This window comes from Syntrophorhabdaceae bacterium (genome assembly GCA_036504895.1).
Taxonomy (GTDB): domain Bacteria; phylum Desulfobacterota; class Syntrophorhabdia; order Syntrophorhabdales; family Syntrophorhabdaceae; genus PNOM01.
Genome location: DASXUJ010000022.1, coordinates 24,276 through 37,090 on the forward strand (window position 1 = coordinate 24,276; position 12,815 = coordinate 37,090).

The following is a 12,815-nucleotide window of genomic DNA, read 5'->3' on the forward strand; positions in this document are numbered from 1 at the left end:
CTCCCGGCACGGGCGCCGTGACGACAGGATGTGTCTGCTGCCTTTCTCTTCCTTGGAAAGAAGGGTTCGAAAAAGGGCCGGCAAAGGAGAAAAATTAAGTTATTTGTCTTCCGGGGCCATTCCTTCTGAATAGTCCTTGACAAAGGGCCATGGGCGCAGGAGAATAGAAAAAAAAGACCCCTTTTGGCCGCGATTTTCCGAAAATGGCAGGAACGGGGCTTGAGGGGCGACCCCTTCGCGTGGGAACCTTGACGCCCCATTTCAGGGAGGATCTATGAAAAGGCTTTGGGTGGTAATGCTTCTGGTTGTACTCGGCACGGCAGCGATGTGTCAACCGGGGTTCTGCAAGGAAAAGGCAGGGAAAGCTCTTTCCGCGCGGGACACACTCATCAAGAGCGAAATCGAGACTGCGATCAGCATGTTGCAGACCATCTCGGCGAAGCAGCAGAAAGGGGAGATGACCCTTGACCAGGCAAAGCAGCTCGGGGCGGACCTTCTCCGGGGACTCCGCTACGGCAAAGACGGATACTTCTGGGCGGACACCACGGAAGGAGTATGCGTGGTCCTCTATGGGCAGAAGGACGTGGAGGGAAAGAACAGGCTGGATCTTAAGGATGCCAAGGGTAAATCCCTCGTCAGGGACTTGATTGCCACGGCGAAGGCAGGAGGCGGTTACGAGGATTACTGGTTCCCTAAGGCGAATGAAACGACGCCCCTGCCCAAGAGGGGTTACGTGCAGCTCTTCGAACCCTTTGGATGGGTTGTGGGCACCGGATACTACGTCACGGAAAAGGCCCCTAAGGGAAAAGTGAAATAACCCGGGATTCCGGGGGAGGGAATGAAAGCAAAGAGCTCTCCCCCGAAACAACCGATTCTCCCGAAAACCCTGCTTGACAATCCCCCCTGTTACCTGGAAGAATGGAACATACGATGACCTTCGAGAAGCCGAAAAGAGATACCCATCAGGCGTCCCCGTGTCCGGCCCGGCCCCTCGCACCGGGACCCGGTAAGGACGGAGCTCGGGAGGAGAAAATTATGACAAAATGGGTGCTCACTATTTGTATCTTTGCCTTTCTCTCTATTTCCTGGCTCCCGGCCCCCTTATGCCGGGCCGGAAACGACGATGGGCAGGCCCCGGTAAGAAATGCCGTTACGGAAGCCGCGACCGGGCTGGTCCGGGTGGGCGACATCGACGTGAGCTATAGGGTGAAGGGCGAGGGCTTCCCCATCATCCTCATTACCGGTTACAGCGCTACCATGGACATCTGGGACCCCCTCACGATCGAGGTCCTGTCCGCGCGCTATAAAGTCATTATCTTCGATAACCGCGGCATCGGGAAAACCACGGCCTCGGACAAACCCTTTACCATAGAGCTTTTCGCAGAGGACACGAGGGGCCTCATGGACGCCCTGAAAATAAAAAAGGCCCATCTCCTCGGCTGGTCCATGGGCACTTTCATCGCCACCGAGCTCGCGCTCAGGTATCCGGAGAAGGTGGACAAGCTGATCCTCTACGCGGGAAATTGCGATTGGACAGGTTCTGACGTGGTAGAGGCCCGCCCTGAAGTCCTGGCCGCCCTCATGGACCTTTCGGGTTCCAGACAAGAACGCTCCGGACGTCTCGTCTCCATCCTCTATCCTGGGAAATGGCTCGACGATCACCCCGATTTCCTGCAAAAGTTGCCGCGAGCCAAAGAGCAGCCGTTGCGGGAGACCCTGGAGCGACAGGGCAATGCCCTTGCCTCATGGAAGGGGACATGCAAAAGAATCGGCACCCTCTCGTCACCGACGTTGATTATTACCGGCACGGAGGACGTGGTGATCCCTCCGGCCAATTCGCTCCGTATGGCGGCGAAGATCCCCGGCTCCTGGCTCATACGCATGCCGGGCGGCCATTCTGCCATGCACCAGTATCCGGAAACCTTCAGCCGCTGTCTCCGCACCTTTTTGGACGGAGAGAAAGAGTAGGAGACGAGAGGCGGGGAACGGCTGGCATCCGGGAAATAACGAGCTTAAAGGAAAAAGCGAATGAACGATCTCAAAACCCTGTTCAATCCGAAGAGCATCGCAGTGGTAGGCGCCACCGATAAGGAGCATTCCGTAGGGAGATCCATTCTCCGGAATCTCCTTCTGTCGGAGGACCGGCAGGTATTTGCGGTAAACCCTCACAGGGAGTCGGTTATGGGGCTCCCCTGCTACGGGCGCGTAAAAGATATTCCCCGGGCCGTCGACCTTGCCGTGATCGCCGTGCCCAGGGAGATGGTCGTCGAGGCGATCGAAGACTGCGGGCTTGCAGGCGCCGGCGGGGTGATTATCGTCTCGTCGGGGTTCGGCGAGGGGGGTTCCGAAGGAAAGAGACAGGAAGGGGAGATTGCGGCGCTGCGCGACAAGTATGGGATGCGGATCATCGGGCCCAACAGCGTAGGCATAATCAGGCCCACCATAGGGCTCAACACGACGCCCATAGAGGATATGCCCGACAAGGGCAATATCGCCTTTATCACCGAGAGCGCCGCCTTCGGGAGGGCCCTCATGGAGTGGGGCGTAGACGCCCGGATAGGCTTCAGCATGATCGCCTCTTTGGGATCCATGATCGACGTGGGCTTCGGCGACCTCATCGATTTTCTGGGTGAAGATCCCTCCACGAGGAGCATCATGATCTATATGGAGCACGGGATGGGAGACATCAAACGGTTCGCGAGCGCGGCCAAGGGCTTTTCCCGCAACAAGCCCATCATCGTGCTGAGACCCCTTCCTGCCGACGAGGAGGATGAGACCGCCCGTTCGCTCACGGGCTCCATGGCCGGACATAACCGCATGTACGATGCCCTCTTCAAAAGAATCGGCGTGGTGAGGGTGAGGGAGGCGGCCGATATCTTCAATGTGGCCGGCGTTCTTCATTCGAGGCGCCTTCCCAAGGGACCACGCCTTCTCATTATCACCAATGCGGGCGGCGTGGGCACCATGGCGACGAATACCCTTACCGACCTGGGCGGTGTCCTTGCCTCCCTCTCAGGTGCCAGCTTAAAGGAATTCGATGATATTCTCCCATCCTATTGGAACAGGCAGAACCCCATCTACCTTCTGCGCGATGCAGATGCGGGGAGGTTCGACAGGGCGATCGCAATCGGCCTCGAGGACCCCGGAGTGGACGGTATCCTCATCATCTACACCTATCAGGCGGCCGCAAGCTCGGAAGATTTCGCACGGGTCGTGAGCGAGCGCGCGGGACAATCGCAAAAGCCGATCCTCACCGCCTGCATGGGCGGTCTCGAGGCCCGAAAGGGCAAGGAGCTCCTCCTCAGGCACAACATTCCCGACTACGATACGCCCGAGGAGGCGGTAAAGACCTACGTCTACATGTACCGGTACGAGCGGAACCTCGAGCTCCTCTACGAGACGCCGTCGGAGCTCTCCGTGGACCGGGCCCCGCCCACCAATAACCTGCGTGTGGCCGTGAAGAGCGCCCTCGGGGAGGGAAGGACCTTCCTGGGCGGCGAAGAGGCGGCACGGTTTCTCACCAATTACGGCATCCCCACGATCAGGTCCCATATGACCTCAGGCGTGGAGGAGGCCGTGGAAAAAGCCAAAAAGATCGGTTATCCCGTGGTCCTCAAGGTAATTTCCCCCGATATCTTCGATCGGGCAGACGTGGGCGGCCTCGCCATCGGCGTGGCCGACGAGGAGGAGTTGAGGTCGGAGTACGCCCGTATCCTGACGCGGATCAAAGGCGAGGCCCCCTCCGTGCACATTGCGGGCATCGCGGTTCAGAAGATGGTCGAAAAGATCGATTACCACCTCATGCTCGGAGCGAAGAGAGACCCGAAGTTCGGGACCGTCATCCTCTTCGGCATGGGCGGCGTGGGCGCCCAGGTGTTCCGGGATTTTTCCCTGGCCCTGCCGCCCCTCAACCAGACCCTCGCGAGGCGGCTCATGGAAGAGACGCGGGTGTACAGGATGCTCCACGGGTACAGGGGCAGGCCGCCCGCAGACTTTAGAAAGCTCGAGGAGATGATCGTCGTCTTCTCCAATATGATCGTCGATTTCCCGGAGATCGCGGAGATGGATATAAACCCCATCGCCGTGACGGACGGCAGGCCTTCGGTCCTCGATGCGCGGATCATTCTCAAGGCCGAGGCGACTTCCTCCCCATCCCTTTATCCCCATCTCATCATCACCCCCTATCCCTCGCGGTACGTGACTCCATGGACGCTGCCCGACGGCACGGAGGTGATCCTGAGGCCCGTGCGGCCCGAGGACGAGCCACTGGAGCACGAGATGCTCTCGACCCTGTCCGAGGAGACCCTCCGGACCAGGTTCTTTCAGACCATCAGCACCATTACCCATGAAATGCACGTGAGGTTCTGCAATATCGACTATGACCGCGAAATAGCCATGGTCGCCGAAATGAGGCAGGGCGGCGTCAGGCGCATCATCGGGATAAGCAGGCTTGTGATCGAGCCGAGCTTCGCAAGCGGAGAATATGCCGTGGTGGTTCACGATGATTTTCATGGGAAGGGTCTGGGCTACAAGCTGGTAGACGTGCTCATAGGCATCGCCCAGGAAAAAGGGATCGCGGAATTCAAGGGCTATGTTCAGGCAGGAAACACTAAGATGCTCGGTGTCTGCCGTCGCCTGGGATTTGCGGTCGAGCCGCTGCCCGACCGCACCTTCGAGGTGAAGCTGAAGCTGAAGTAGGGCAATTAAAGGGGCTCGCGTCGCCCCCTCGGGCGGCAAAGCCGACCGAGCCTCCCCCTCTCGCGCGCTGTGCGCGCTAATTGCGGAGCTTTTCCAACCATGCGCACTGATTAGTAAATTACTCCACGGCCATTGGGTTCTTTGTCGAACCTTTTACCCCGACATTCTTGGCTGGAAGATGGCGAAGGCTGCGCCGGTGGGGTCGAGGAGCATGCTGAACCAGCCGGTGTCCGGTATGTCGGTCACATTCACGAGCACCTCGGCGCCGAGAGATTCCGCCCTCCTGGTGGAAAGGGCGACGTCTTCCACCAGTACGTAGGGCACCCATTGGGCCGGGGCATCGGGTATGGGGCTCATCATCATACCTCCTCCGGTGCCTTCTCCGACTTTTATGACCGTATAATTTATCTCGGGCACTTCTTCATATTCCCAATCGAATAAGCCTTTGTAGAATTCTTTCGCCCTCTCCGGGTCCTTTGTGTGCAACTCTGCGTGTACGAATGGATTTCCCATGGTGTCCTCCTTTTGTTGCGTGTTGAACCACGCATACGTCCTCCCCGAATATAGTCATCTGAGGCCCGTATGAAAGGGGGTGAACATAGAAATTGAGACGAGGACAGGTTGCATATTTAGCGAAAGAACCATATCTTTAACGATGAAGGCGGCTTAGGGATAGATATCCCGAGGAAGAGAAAAGAAAAAAGGAGAAAAGGCATGACAAAAATAGTCGTCCCGGTCTTCATGGCACTGGTTACGTTGATCCTTCTTTTCCCCTGCCTTGCCCGGGCCTTTAATCAGGCGCACCTGGACCAGATGAGAGCCACTCAAAACTGCCGGGCCTGCGACCTTTCAGGGGCGAGTCTTACGGGGGCCAGCCTGGCGGGATCGGACCTCTCCGGCTCCGACCTTTCGAATTCGGACCTTTCGGGCGCCAATCTTTCGGGCGCCAATCTTTCGGGAGCGAGCCTCTCCCAGGCAAACCTCTCCGCCGCGAACCTCACGGGTGCGAACCTTTCGGGGACCCGTTTCACGGGAGCGATCTGGCCTGACGGCAGCAGGTGCGAAGCCGGCTCCGTGGGGGAGTGCGTCAGATGAGAGAGGATTCTTACAAAAAAACGGGGGCCGCGGCGTCGAGCCGGGCCCCCGTTTTCGATTCGAAGAAGGAAGAAGCTATTTCCCTACACCCCAGATCTGTGTCGCCGTCGGGGTCGCGGGATCATCGGAAACAAGGTTGATAACCGCTGATTTTGCGCGAACCGAGGTGGGCGTGAAGGCTGCCTGGAAGGTGCAGGTCCTGCCCGGCGCCAGGGTCCGGCCGGAACATCGGTCCTTACCTGCCACAATCGAGAACTGGTCCGCATCTCCCGTGGTCGAGGTGATCGAGAGGTCCGTGATGGTAAGGTCCGCAATGCCCTTGGTCGCGGTGTTTTTGACCGTGAATGTGGCGATTGCCGTACGGCCTGTCCTCACATTACCGAAATTCTTGTAGAGGGGAGTGACGGCCGCGGTAGGGGCGCTCGTGAAGGTGGCGGTCACCGCGATGTTACCCGTCATGGTGATGGTGCAGGTAGATTTTCCCGCGCAGGCCGACCATCCGGCAAATGCGGCTCCCGAGCCCGGGGTCGGTGTGAGGGTTACCTGCGTGCCCGGCAGATAGGAGCCGGTGCAGGGAGTTCCTACCGCGCATGTAGCCGCCTGGTAAGGTCCCATCGCCACCGTGCCCGGCCCGGTGACATTGACGGTCATCGTGTACGGGGTGGCCAGGGGTTTTATAAGCTCCGCGTTGAATACGTGGGGGGTGGTATCGGTGAGGCCCTGGCCCACGGTGCCTGCCGCGATCCTGCCGGCGGCGATACTGTACCCCCGGGATTTTGCGGCAGGAGAGTCGCCCTGGACCGCCGGGTCCACATTGGTGACGAATATGGAGACCGTATTTTCCGCGTTGCGGACGATGTTAAAGGTACGGAACTGCTGGGGATGATCGCGCAGAGATGAGGTCTCCACCTCCCAGAATCCGAATTCAGGACTCGGTCCGGGCTGGGGCGTGACGGTATTGATGTGGCGATGGCCCGATATCCATAGAATTACATTCGAATAATTGTGAAGCGTCTGAAGGAGCATTGCATCGGTCACTACACTATAGGGGGGCACGGGATCGTTATTCGCGATCGGGGCGCCGGGAGTCTGGCAGGGGACGCCCACAGGGGTTGAGTCGTCGTTGCATGTGGAAATAAAGAGGGGGATCACCGTGTCGTTCGGCACGTTCTGGGATTGTGCGTTCGCGGGGACCGGGGCGTCCGGGACGTTCGTCTGGGGCCCCACCGGGATATGGGCGGCAATGATCATGAGCTTGCCCTGGGCCTGACCCAGCTCGAGCTCGTTGATGAGCCAATCATACCTCTCCTGGTCGAGACAGCCCCGTGCGTAGGAGCTATAAATGGCGTAGGGATTTTCCTTGCAGGTGTCGTCGAGAACGATAACCTTTACCGGCACGTTTGATTTAGGCTCGAAGGTGTAAGAGGCCCAGTCCCGATCGAGGTTTGCCTGGGTGAGTCCGTGGCCTTTCGGGTGTGACGTGGTATTGAAGAATTCTCTCATCCATTTTAAGGACGTGGACGTATCGGTAGAGAGGCTGCGGCGGCTCGGGTCGGCTGCTACCAGGGGCGGCGTGATGGTCCCGTCTGCTCCCGCGCCGATGATAGTCCCTAAGGGGGTGGCGCCGTCGATGGTGCCCACGTAAAACCCGCGGGACTCAAAAGTGGGAAACCCTCCCGCGCCCACGAGTCCGATGTCGAGGATCGTGGGACCTGTGAGGATGCGCCGCACGTAGTCCGTATAAGTAAGAGTGCCCAGCCAATACTGATCGTGATTGCCGATGACCACATACCAGGGGATCGACTTGTCGAGGCCGGCCGCCTGGTAGGGCCTCTGGTAATCTATCGAGCCTGCCCCCTTGTGCGCTCCCGAGCTGGGATTGATCCGCTTCCCGTCTATGACGTCGATAAACCACCTGAGCTCGTTATACTGAGTATTGTTCGCATCATCCCCCAAAGAGATGCCGAAATCGAAGGGGGTCTGTACGTGGAGGGCATTGACCGTCTGGATCGCCGCGTCGAGGACGTGGGTGGTGGAAAGGATGACCGGTGAGTAGGCCGAGGTATTTACATTTCCGTAAGGCGCCACCGTTCCGGGATAGACGCTTTGGGCAGGTGATTCTTTATCGGTAATATGGATGTCCGAGATGGAGAAGAAATTGAGAAGGGTTTCGACCGGGGTGCGCGCCCCTGCCGCGCCGCCATTGGGGAGAAGGGGGCCGTAATCTACGGGAGCGCCCATGGGATCGTAGCTGGTGTAGCCCTGGGCGGCGTACTGGTCGACCTCGGTTATGGTAAGCTCCTGCGCCCCGGGAATGGCGAGAGGCCTTATCGTCCGCTGAAGGGTAGTATACACATCGGAGGAGATCGGATAGGTAGGCGGCGCCCCGTATGCGGGGCACAGGAGGGTGAGAGACAGAAAGAGCAGGAAGAGGGAGACGGTGATCTTCCGCCCGGCAGATCGTGCAGCGGGACTGCAGTGCTTCAAGATGTTTTTCATTTTTGTTCCCCTATGTCTTGTTAACATCGTCTTGATTCCTCCGGAGATATTTTTGTGCAGTTGAGGAGCCGCAAGGAAGAAGACGGCGGCTTTTTCCAGCCCCATGCGGCGGCACCGCTGCACTCTATTTGATTATCGAATCTCGTGATTATTTCTTAATCGGATGAAGGCGTCCTTGCGGCAATCGACGAAAATATGTATGATAGCCGATCGAGACCAGCAGTGCCGTACATACGGGGATGGACCAAATATATGAACGGTATTAATAGAAAAGAGCGAGAGGAGTAAATTTTATGGACAGGAAAATGTCGATCTTTATGACTTTGGTGCTATGGGTCATAACCATGCTCCTTTTTTGTGCTGAAACTCTCGGTGCCCAGACCGGTCCCGACCCTGCCGTGGTACGGACGGATAAAGGCCTGGTCCGCGGCCTCATCCACGAGGGGGTGCGGGAATTCAAAGGTATACCTTACGCCCGGCCTCCGGTAGGCGAGCTGAGGTGGAGTACGCCAAAGGACGCCACTGCCTGGACCGGCATCCTCGACGCCACAAAATATAAAAATGCCTGTCCCCAGCTCAAGCGGTACGGGATCCCCGAAGCGAGTTATAACGAAGATTGCCTCCATCTCAACGTGACCGTCCCTTATTCCGGCAAGGCGGACCTCGACCGCCGCCGGGCGGTGATCGTCTGGCTTCACGGCGGCGCCTTTGTGGGCGGATCGAGCGCGCTCTACCCCCTCGATTACATGGCGAAATCGGGCGACGTGGTCGTGGTATCGATGAACTACCGGCTCGGTATATTCGGCTTCACCGCCCATCCCTCGTTCGGATCGGATCATAACGGCGGGTACGGCCTCGAGGACCAGCGCGCCGCCCTGAGGTGGGTAAAGAAGAATATCGAGGTTTTCGGGGGAGATCCGGAGAATATTACCATTGCCGGAGAGTCCGCCGGTGCGGCGGGCGTATGCATGCACATCCTGGCGCCCGATGAGACGACCGGGCTTTTCCATAAGGCCATCATCCAGAGCGCCGGCTGCGTCACCCCTCTTCCCACTCTGGAGGAGGGAAAGAAGATCGGCCGGAAGGCTGCATCCCTGGTAGGGTGTGGCGACGAAAAGACGGCGCTCGCGTGCCTCAGGAAGAAGCCGGTAAAGGATCTCCTCGACGCGGCGTCAACCGTCGCAGGTTCGAGCATCGTGACCTTTATGCCCGTCACCGGGACCAGGACCGTCCCAATGCCCGGGGCCAGGGCGATCCCGGCGGGCAAATTCGTCCACGTGCCCGTATTGAGCGGCGGCACCAGGGACGAGCTCCGGCTCTACGTGGCCTACGCGGTCCAGGCCGGGCAATCCGTCACCAGGGACAATTATGCAGACCTTTTGAAACAGACCTACGGCGCCCACACCGACGCGGTGGCGCAGGAATATCCGCCCGGCGCCTTCACTTCGGCAGCCTCCGCCCTGGGCACGGTCTGGTCCGATTTCCGGCCCGATGTGGGGATCAATAACTGTATTTATCTCGAGACGGCCAAATTACTCAGGGAATCGGTCCCGGTGTATCAGTTCGTCTTTTCCGACCGGAATGCGCCGCCGGTCGCCCCTGATCCCGGGTTCGAAATGGGTGCGGTCCACTCATCGGAACTGCCCTACCAGTTCCCCCACTTCGACAATACGAGCAATCTCGCGGGTCCGGACCTCCCGGCGCCATCACAAAAACTCGCGGTTCAAATGATGGCATACTGGACGAGCTTCGCGAAAACAGGCAGACCGGCTGCCCCTGATTCGCCCGGGTGGGAAGTTTTCAATGCCGATAATAAGGTCATGAATCTGGAGCCGGGCAAGGTCGGCTATTTCAATGCCGGTGCAGCCCACCACTGCGGCTTCTGGAAGACCCTCTATCCGGATATCCTGACGAAGTAATGCCGAGGTTTGGCGCTGCGAAAGATTGATCTCGACGCGGCGAATGGGTACGCCGTAATATCCTTTTTCCCTCCATCTTCTATTCCTGTTGCCGGCAGAGAGTTGACGAAAAGTCTATTTTTCCCCCTCCTCTGAAATAATCAAAGACCGGGCCATTTACAATAATAATCCTATTTGGTACCATATTTCGAATATATGATAATGAAGAAGTCCGGCCTTTTTGCACTGACAGCTCTCATTCCGGCGTTCATGAGCACCCTCCTGATCGCCCTTTCCGGGTGTGCCCCTCCGGCAGGCCGAGATGAAATCAAGCTTGCCGCTATCTCCGCGAACGTTATGGGCCTCTTCTTCGTTGCCGATGGTCGTCGCCTTTTCGAGAAAAACGGTCTTTCGCCTGCACTGAAGGTCTATCAGTCGGGGCCCCTCGGCCTGAAGCATCTCGAAGAAGGTACGGCGGACGTGGCGACGGCTGCTGATTTCGCGTTCGTGGCACATAGCTTCAAAGCCTCGAATCTGCGCGTAATAGGTGCTATCGGTAAGGGCGGGGGCATGCAGATTATCGCGAGGCGGGGCAGGGGCATTGCGAAACCGGCCGATCTCCAGGGTAAAACGGTAGCCGTCCCGAAGGGCACCGTCGCCCAATTCTTTCTGGGCGCCTATTTGCAGCGCAACGGCATCCCCTATCAGAAGGTCCGGGCGGTCTATCTCCCTCCCGCCGAAGTGGTGGAGGCCATGAGGAAAGGCACGGCAACGGCCGCCTGTGTCTGGTCCCCTTATATAGAGGAGATCAGGGATATACTCGGGAAAGAAGCGGTCTTCCTTCAATCTCACGGCCGGACCGATTACTACGCTCTTCTGGTGACACGGGACGACGTCATCAGGGAAAGGCCCGCGGTCCTCGAGAAGCTCCTGAAGGCAATGAGCGATGCGGAGGCGTTTACGAAGGCCCATCCGGAAGAAGCGATGGGGATTATCGCAAAGGCGACGGGCCTGACGATGGACCAGGTGCGCAGGGGTTGGTCCGAAAATAAGTATGAAGTAAGAATGGACCAGGGACTCCTCGCACTTATGGAAGCCGAGGCGCATTGGATGATCAGGAACAATCTGACCTCGAAGCGGAAGATGCCGAACTTTCTCGATTTGATCGACGTAAGGGCAATGAAAGCGGTGAAGCCCGAAGCAATAGGGATCATTCACCGGGAGAGCGATCGCCATTAAAAGAAGGAGTGACGGAGGGATCGAATATTGAAAAAGGGCATATTCACCCGGACCGGTACGGCGGCAGTTGTCTGCGGGCTGCTTCTTTTCGTGATCTTGACGGGTAATCCGGGGGCGGAGCCTCTTAGGGTCGGCGTTGCCATGGACATTAAGACCGCCCTCGTTCGTATCGCGCATGGACAAGGATTTTTCAAGAAGCAGGGTATCGATGTAGTGCTCAAGGAATACGAGTCAGGGGCTATGGCAATCGACGATCTGACGGCGGATAAGCTCGATTGGCTGACTGCCGCGGAATTCGTCTTTGTGGTGCAGAATGCCAGGCATCGCGATTTGAGAATGGCGGCCACCATCGGCATGGCAGCGGACATTGAGCTGATGATACGAAAAGATCACGCGATCGCCCGTCCTGCGGACCTGAAAGGGAAGCGGGTCGCCATCAACCGGGGCAGCATGCCTGAGTTCTTTTTCTATACCTACCTCATCTATAATCGCATTCCCATTGGTAGCGTGCGGATCGTCAACCTTGCCCCTTCGGAAATGGTGAAACAGATGAGACAGGGAACGATCGACGCGGCGGTCTGCTGGCCGCCTTATACCACAACGATGGTGAAGCAACTGGGCCCGAAGGTTGCGCGCTGGCCGGTACAGGGCGGGCAGGAATATTATTTTACCCTCATTGCAAAGGAAGGATTTCTCAAGAAGGAGCCGAAACGGACCGAGCGGTTCATGGCCGCCCTCGCAGAAGCCGAGAGTTTTCTGTTGAAGTATCCGGATAAAGCCAAAGCCGTCCTGCGCGATATTTTAAAGCAAGACGCGGAGGGGTTCCTCGAAAACTGGTCCCGCACGTTCTTTCAGCTCCAGTTGACTCAGGACCTGCTCGTTCTCATGGAGCGAGAGGCAAAGTGGGCGATGCGCAACAACCTGCTCGAAAAAGGAGAGATACCTAATTATCTCGATTTTATCTATTTCGACGCCCTGGATAAAGTGAAACCCCAGGCGGTGAGCATTGTCCATTAGGAGAATTTCCTTTTTTCACCCCCTGACAGCCATGTCGGTCAGGGCAAAGCTCCGGCTCAGTGCTGCGATCACCGTAGGCCTTGCCCTGCTCGTGGCGCTTACCGTCTCTTTACAATACAAAAATATCGGTCAGGCTTCGCGGACGGAGCGCTTTGCCCATGAGATGGTCAAGAATGTGTCTGACCTCAATTCTCTGGGATATACGTATCTTTTGCTCCAAAACAAACGCCCCCAGGCGCAATGGCAGATCAAACACGGCACGTTGGGAAGGCTCCTCTCGGAATATACGGTGAGGGACCCCAATGAAGAGCTGATCATGGCGAGGCTGCGCTCCAACCTGGAACAGGTAAAAAGTCTCTTTGACATATT

At 57.8% G+C, this 12,815-nt stretch carries 10 protein-coding genes; 8 read left to right on the plus strand and 2 right to left on the minus strand.

From position 1 onward, the window contains the following. The first annotated feature begins 274 nt into the window (after positions 1-274). The 3 genes from VGJ94_02890 to VGJ94_02900 all read left to right on the plus strand — a co-directional run bounded on the left by VGJ94_02890 (position 275) and on the right by VGJ94_02900 (position 4,698). Positions 275-817: a cache domain-containing protein gene (locus tag VGJ94_02890; protein ID HEY3275541.1), complete on the plus strand. Its 543-nt coding sequence runs from the start codon at positions 275-277 to the stop codon at positions 815-817. Positions 818-1,035: 218 nt separating this feature from the next. Further along, positions 1,036-1,968 (plus strand): alpha/beta hydrolase, encoded by a 933-nt coding sequence (locus tag VGJ94_02895; protein HEY3275542.1) that lies wholly within the window; start codon positions 1,036-1,038, stop codon positions 1,966-1,968. 60 nt (positions 1,969-2,028) lie between these two features. Then, complete coding sequence (locus VGJ94_02900; protein HEY3275543.1) at positions 2,029-4,698, plus strand: bifunctional acetate--CoA ligase family protein/GNAT family N-acetyltransferase; 2,670 nt, start codon at positions 2,029-2,031, stop codon at positions 4,696-4,698. A gap of 153 nt (positions 4,699-4,851) precedes the next feature. Here the strand turns inward: VGJ94_02900 and VGJ94_02905 are convergent, their stop codons facing one another. Continuing rightward, a complete protein-coding gene (locus tag VGJ94_02905; GenBank protein ID HEY3275544.1) occupies positions 4,852-5,211 on the minus strand; it encodes a VOC family protein in 360 nt (119 codons plus the stop codon). Positions 5,212-5,412: 201 nt separating this feature from the next. Here VGJ94_02905 and VGJ94_02910 point away from each other — a divergent pair, with 201 nt between their 5' ends. Next, entirely contained in the window at positions 5,413-5,793 is a 381-nt protein-coding gene (locus VGJ94_02910) for a pentapeptide repeat-containing protein (protein HEY3275545.1), read from the plus strand. A 75-nt stretch (positions 5,794-5,868) separates the two neighbouring features. Here VGJ94_02910 and VGJ94_02915 read toward each other — a convergent pair whose 3' ends face one another. Beyond that, positions 5,869-8,292, minus strand: a complete 2,424-nt coding sequence (locus VGJ94_02915) for a TIGR03768 family metallophosphoesterase (protein HEY3275546.1) — start codon at positions 8,290-8,292, stop codon at positions 5,869-5,871. 293 nt (positions 8,293-8,585) lie between these two features. Here VGJ94_02915 and VGJ94_02920 point away from each other — a divergent pair, with 293 nt between their 5' ends. The 4 genes from VGJ94_02920 to VGJ94_02935 all read left to right on the plus strand — a co-directional run. Then, on the plus strand, positions 8,586-10,211 hold the full coding sequence (locus VGJ94_02920) for a carboxylesterase family protein (protein HEY3275547.1): 1,626 nt from the start codon (positions 8,586-8,588) through the stop codon (positions 10,209-10,211). 201 nt (positions 10,212-10,412) lie between these two features. Then, complete coding sequence (locus VGJ94_02925) at positions 10,413-11,429, plus strand: NrtA/SsuA/CpmA family ABC transporter substrate-binding protein (GenBank protein ID HEY3275548.1); 1,017 nt, start codon at positions 10,413-10,415, stop codon at positions 11,427-11,429. Positions 11,430-11,456: 27 nt separating this feature from the next. After that, a complete protein-coding gene (locus VGJ94_02930; GenBank protein ID HEY3275549.1) occupies positions 11,457-12,446 on the plus strand; it encodes an ABC transporter substrate-binding protein in 990 nt (329 codons plus the stop codon). Then, on the plus strand, positions 12,436-12,815 hold a 380-nt coding region (locus tag VGJ94_02935), incomplete at its 3' end, for a hypothetical protein (GenBank protein ID HEY3275550.1). The genes VGJ94_02930 and VGJ94_02935, both read left to right, overlap by 11 nt.

Coding starts and splice junctions, on each gene's coding strand:
- VGJ94_02890 (HEY3275541.1), top strand. CDS start 275: ATGAAAAGGCTTTGGGTGGTAATGCTTCTGGTTGTACTCGGCACGGCA.
- VGJ94_02895 (HEY3275542.1), top strand. CDS start 1,036: ATGACAAAATGGGTGCTCACTATTTGTATCTTTGCCTTTCTCTCTATT.
- VGJ94_02900 (HEY3275543.1), top strand. CDS start 2,029: ATGAACGATCTCAAAACCCTGTTCAATCCGAAGAGCATCGCAGTGGTA.
- VGJ94_02905 (HEY3275544.1), bottom strand. CDS start 5,211: ATGGGAAATCCATTCGTACACGCAGAGTTGCACACAAAGGACCCGGAG.
- VGJ94_02910 (HEY3275545.1), top strand. CDS start 5,413: ATGACAAAAATAGTCGTCCCGGTCTTCATGGCACTGGTTACGTTGATC.
- VGJ94_02915 (HEY3275546.1), bottom strand. CDS start 8,292: ATGAAAAACATCTTGAAGCACTGCAGTCCCGCTGCACGATCTGCCGGG.
- VGJ94_02920 (HEY3275547.1), top strand. CDS start 8,586: ATGGACAGGAAAATGTCGATCTTTATGACTTTGGTGCTATGGGTCATA.
- VGJ94_02925 (HEY3275548.1), top strand. CDS start 10,413: ATGAAGAAGTCCGGCCTTTTTGCACTGACAGCTCTCATTCCGGCGTTC.